Origin of the sequence: Micromonospora sp. NPDC006431 (assembly GCF_042870725.1) — a bacterium.
Taxonomy (GTDB): Bacteria; Actinomycetota; Actinomycetes; order Mycobacteriales; family Micromonosporaceae; genus Micromonospora.
On record NZ_JBIAHQ010000067.1, the window covers coordinates 1 to 3,827 of the forward strand.

Here is a 3,827-nt window from a genome sequence, read left to right on the forward strand (position 1 = left end):
CGCCGCAGGACCACACCACGGTGGCGGAGCTGGCGATCGAGCGGGCGAAGCGTCTGGTCGAGCTGGGGCACGACGTGGTCGTGCTGCTCGACTCGCTGACCCGGCTGGGTCGCGCCTACAACCTCTCCGTGCGCTCGGCCGGCCGTACGCTCTCGGGTGGAGTCGACGTCGCCGCGCTCAACCCGCCGAAAAGGCTGCTCGCCGCTGCCCGCAGGGCCGAAGAAGGCGGTTCGCTGACCATGCTCGCGTCCGCGCTGGTGGAGACCGGCTCCGCCGCCGACACGCTCATCTACGAGGAGTTCAAGAGCACCGGCAACGCCGAGCTGCGGTTGGATCGGACGCTCGCCGACCGGCGTACGTATCCGGCCGTCGACGTCCGCGCCTCCGGTACCCGACGCGACGAGTTGCTGCTGAGCGACGGCGAGCGGCACCTGCTGCGGGGCCTGCGGTCCGCGCTGTCCCAACTGGATCGCCAGCAGGCCCTCGACCAACTGCTTCACCAACTGGCCGCTACCTCTGACAACCTGGCCTTCCTCGGCCGGCTGGGCACCGTCGTTCGTGGCTAGAGTGCTGCTGCCGCAGTGGTGGCGGGCGTGGCCGTCGCCTCGGCATTTCGCTGCCGAGGCGACGGACGGCAGGCCGGTCTAGCAGCGCGGCACGTTCGGGATGAAGCCGTTGTACCCGGTGAGCACGTACGCGTCGGCGATGTACCGGTTGGTGCCGATGCGGTTCCAGATGTTGCTCGTGCCGTAGGTGCCGGTCACGGTGGTGCCGGTGGTCTGGCAGTAGATGCTGACACTCGCGCCGTTGGCGACGGAGCCGACGATGGCGTAGCTGGTCCCGGGCCCCGAGCGGACATTGAGGGTCCCGCCCCCGCCGGTGTTCACCGTGCCGGTGCCGATGCCGGTCACGCCGTTCACCAGCTGCATGTAGTACGTCCAGTTCCAGTTCGGGCCGGGATCGGTGTGCGTCGCGCCGGGCACCTCGATGTGGCCGATGATGTGCGCCCGATCCTTCGGGATGCCGTACTTGTTCGCCAGGTTACGGGTCAGCGCCGCCGAGGCGCGGTACATGGCGTCGGTGAACCAGCTGGGGTCGTCGACGTAGCCCTCATGCTCGATGCCGATGGACTGGGTGTTGTAGGTCCAGTTGCCGGCGTGCCACGCGATGTCCTTCTCCCGGACCGACTGGGTGACCGCCCCGTCGGAGGACCGGAACGTGTAGTGCGCGCTCACCTTGGCCGACGGGTTCTGGAACCAGCTGATCGACCCGGCGTAGGAGCCCTGGGTGACGTGGATGACCACGTAGTTGATCCGGTAGTCGGAGGGGCGGTTCGCCACGGTGTAGTTGCCGGAGTAGGCGGGCGCCCAGGCGGCGGGCCCGTAGTCGGTGCTCATGGTGCCGACGCCGCCCGTGCCGAGGGCCGCCACCCGGGCCAGTTCGCCCCGCTGCGGCACGACCCGCCGGCCGGCGACCGTCGCCGTGCCATCCCTGGTGGACGTGAATCCGGCGGCGAGCAGGTCGTAGACGGTGTCCGCGTAGAGCCGGGCGACTGCCGGGTCGGTCGCGCCGCCGTACCGGGCGACTGAGCCGTACCACCGGCCGATGTCCTTGCGGTCGGCGGCGGTCAGGCCGGCCCGGTCGGCGTACGACCGCAGCACGGCGGCGGCTCCGGTGATGTTCGCGGCCGGGTCGGTGCGCAGTGCCGCGCGTTCGAGTCCCGTCAGCGTGGCTGCTTCGTCGAGGGTGTGCACGGACGGGTTGGTGGTGAGGTGCATCGGGCCGTAGCCACCCGACGCGCTCGGGGTGCCGCCGTGCCCGTCCAGCCGGGTCTCGGCGTAGCCGAGCGCGACGAGCAGATCCCGTGGCACGTCGTAGCGGGCGGCGGCGGTGGCGAAGGCGGCGCTCAGCGGGCTGGCCGCGGCGCCGCCCGGTGCGGCGAAGGCGGGCCCGGCGGCCAGGACGGGCGGGGCGGACAGACCGAGGGTCAGGATCAGCATGGTGCCGACCAGGCGATTCGGTCGGCGCAGCGGGAACCGAAGGCGCACAGTAGCTCCTTTCCGGATGACCGGACGTTTCCGGCCGGGAAAGCCGGGTGGCCGCACCGTACACTGTGACGCTCGTCGATGTATAGTTCTTGCGATCATGTCGATCGACCCGGCGGAAACTTCCATCAGGCCCGGTTGTACCTCGACGCGAGGGACAACCCGCCGGCCGCCCGACGGGTAGGTTGCCGTTGGCGAGGCGTTCCACGGCCTGCCAGGACGGCTTGTGGCCAGCGGTTCAACATGCGGGAGGATGTCGTGCCGGCACACCGCGCGGTGTTGGTCATCCCGGGCAGCGGTGGCTGCTGGCACCTGCCCCACCAGTTGTTCGCGGCCGATGCGGCGCGGCTTCGTGGTGCGCAGCTGCATCACGTGTCGTGGCGCGGCGAGGTGCCGACCGCGCCGGAGGCGCGGGGACCATGGGCGGCCGAACAGATAGCGGCAGCGCTGCGTGGACTACCGAGACCGTTGATCATCGCCAGCTCGCTGGGCACCGTTGCCGCCGGTCTCGCCGCCGACCAAGGACTGCCCGCGATCTGGATCACGCCGTTGCTGCACCGCCCGGAGGTCGTCGAGGGCCTTCGCCGGGCCAGCGCGCCCTGCCTGCTGATCGGCGGCACGGCCGACAGCAGTTGGCGTCCGGGTCTCGCCCGCGAACTGTCTCCGCACGTGTTCGAAGCAGACGGTGCGGATCACGGGCTGCGCGTATCGGGTCCGCTTGCGCGGTCGGCGGCGGTGCTGGGCGACCTGGCCACGGCGGTGGAGAACTTCCTCGACCGGGTTCTCTGGCTCGACGAGCGGCGGTAGCCGTGGCGTCGCTCCCGCGCTCATCCGACAGCGGCTGCCCCGCCGGTCGGTCCGTACTGGACCGGGCCGGCGGGAGAACTCACCGGGTCAGTCTCGCCGAGACCCAGTTGGCCGCCTGCTCGACCGCCCGCCGAGACTCGTCGGTGTGGTCCAGCATGTCGAACGCGTGGTGCCCGTTCGGTACGTCGATCACCTCCGCCGGCACGCCGGCGTCGTCCGCCGCCTTGAGGAACACCGCGACCGTCCCGGCCACCGCGTCCGCCTCCAGGCCGACCCGGGTGAGCAGCAGCGGCGGTACGGGCGTACCCGGCTCGGTGACCGCGGCGGACGGCTCGAATCGCGGGTCGACGCCCCAGCCCGGCATCGGCGCGAGGACCGGGTACGTCAGCGCAACGCCCCGCAACCACGCGGGCCGCTCGCGGAGCCAGTCCGTGCTCAGCAGACCCCCGCCGGAGAAGAACCAGAGGGCGATGCGATCGGGGTCGACGCGCGGGTCGGCACGGACCCGCTCCACGGCCGAGGCGACGTCGAGGACAGCGGTAGCGCAATCAGTGGCCGGGCCCTGCGCGGTGGCAACCACCCGCATCCGGTGCTCCACGGTGACCGCGACCAGGCCGCGCGAGGCGAGCAGGTTGCCGTAGCCGCGATAGACGGGCCAGTCGCGCGGTGTCGCGTGAAGCTCGGGCGGGAGCGGGCCGCCATGGACGAGGATCACGGCGGGCTGCGGCTCGTCGCTCTCCGGTAGGTACCAGTCGAGGTTCGACTCGCGCTCGTGTCGACACTCGGCCGGGCTCAGCACGAAGGGGCGAAGGTAACCGGGCATCTCTTCCATGTTGACTTCCTTCCCACGTCAGAGGGCGGGTGATTCCCGTGGCTGAGACGCGTTCACGCTGCGAGCCGTTGGGGTGGTTGGCGCTTCACAGACCGGGTAACCCCGAGGTCTCCACGCCCTGTTACCGCCAGCCCGGCGGCGAG

The 3,827-nt window shown here is 71.2% G+C and carries 3 protein-coding genes and 1 pseudogene; 2 read left to right on the forward strand and 2 right to left on the reverse strand.

Annotated features, from left to right (window positions below; translation table 11 throughout):
* Positions 1 to 566: pseudogene (locus tag ACFYM6_RS36015) on the forward strand (transcription termination factor Rho); the annotation flags it as partial.
* 78 nt (positions 567 to 644) lie between these two features.
* Here ACFYM6_RS36015 and ACFYM6_RS36020 read toward each other — a convergent pair.
* The gene (locus tag ACFYM6_RS36020) at positions 645 to 2,048 is read right to left on the reverse strand and encodes an N-acetylmuramoyl-L-alanine amidase (RefSeq protein WP_387281996.1); all 1,404 of its coding nucleotides are present in this window, start codon (positions 2,046 to 2,048) and stop codon (positions 645 to 647) included.
* 240 nt (positions 2,049 to 2,288) lie between these two features.
* Between ACFYM6_RS36020 and ACFYM6_RS36025 the strand changes: the two genes are divergently transcribed.
* A complete protein-coding gene (locus ACFYM6_RS36025) occupies positions 2,289 to 2,852 on the forward strand; it encodes an alpha/beta hydrolase (protein ID WP_387281998.1) in 564 nt (187 codons plus the stop codon).
* 79 nt (positions 2,853 to 2,931) lie between these two features.
* On the opposite strand, the gene ACFYM6_RS36030 is transcribed toward ACFYM6_RS36025, so the two are convergent.
* Positions 2,932 to 3,684, reverse strand: coding sequence for an alpha/beta hydrolase (locus ACFYM6_RS36030; RefSeq protein ID WP_387282000.1), 753 nt, complete (start codon positions 3,682 to 3,684; stop codon positions 2,932 to 2,934).
* Positions 3,685 to 3,827: the final 143 nt, after the last annotated feature.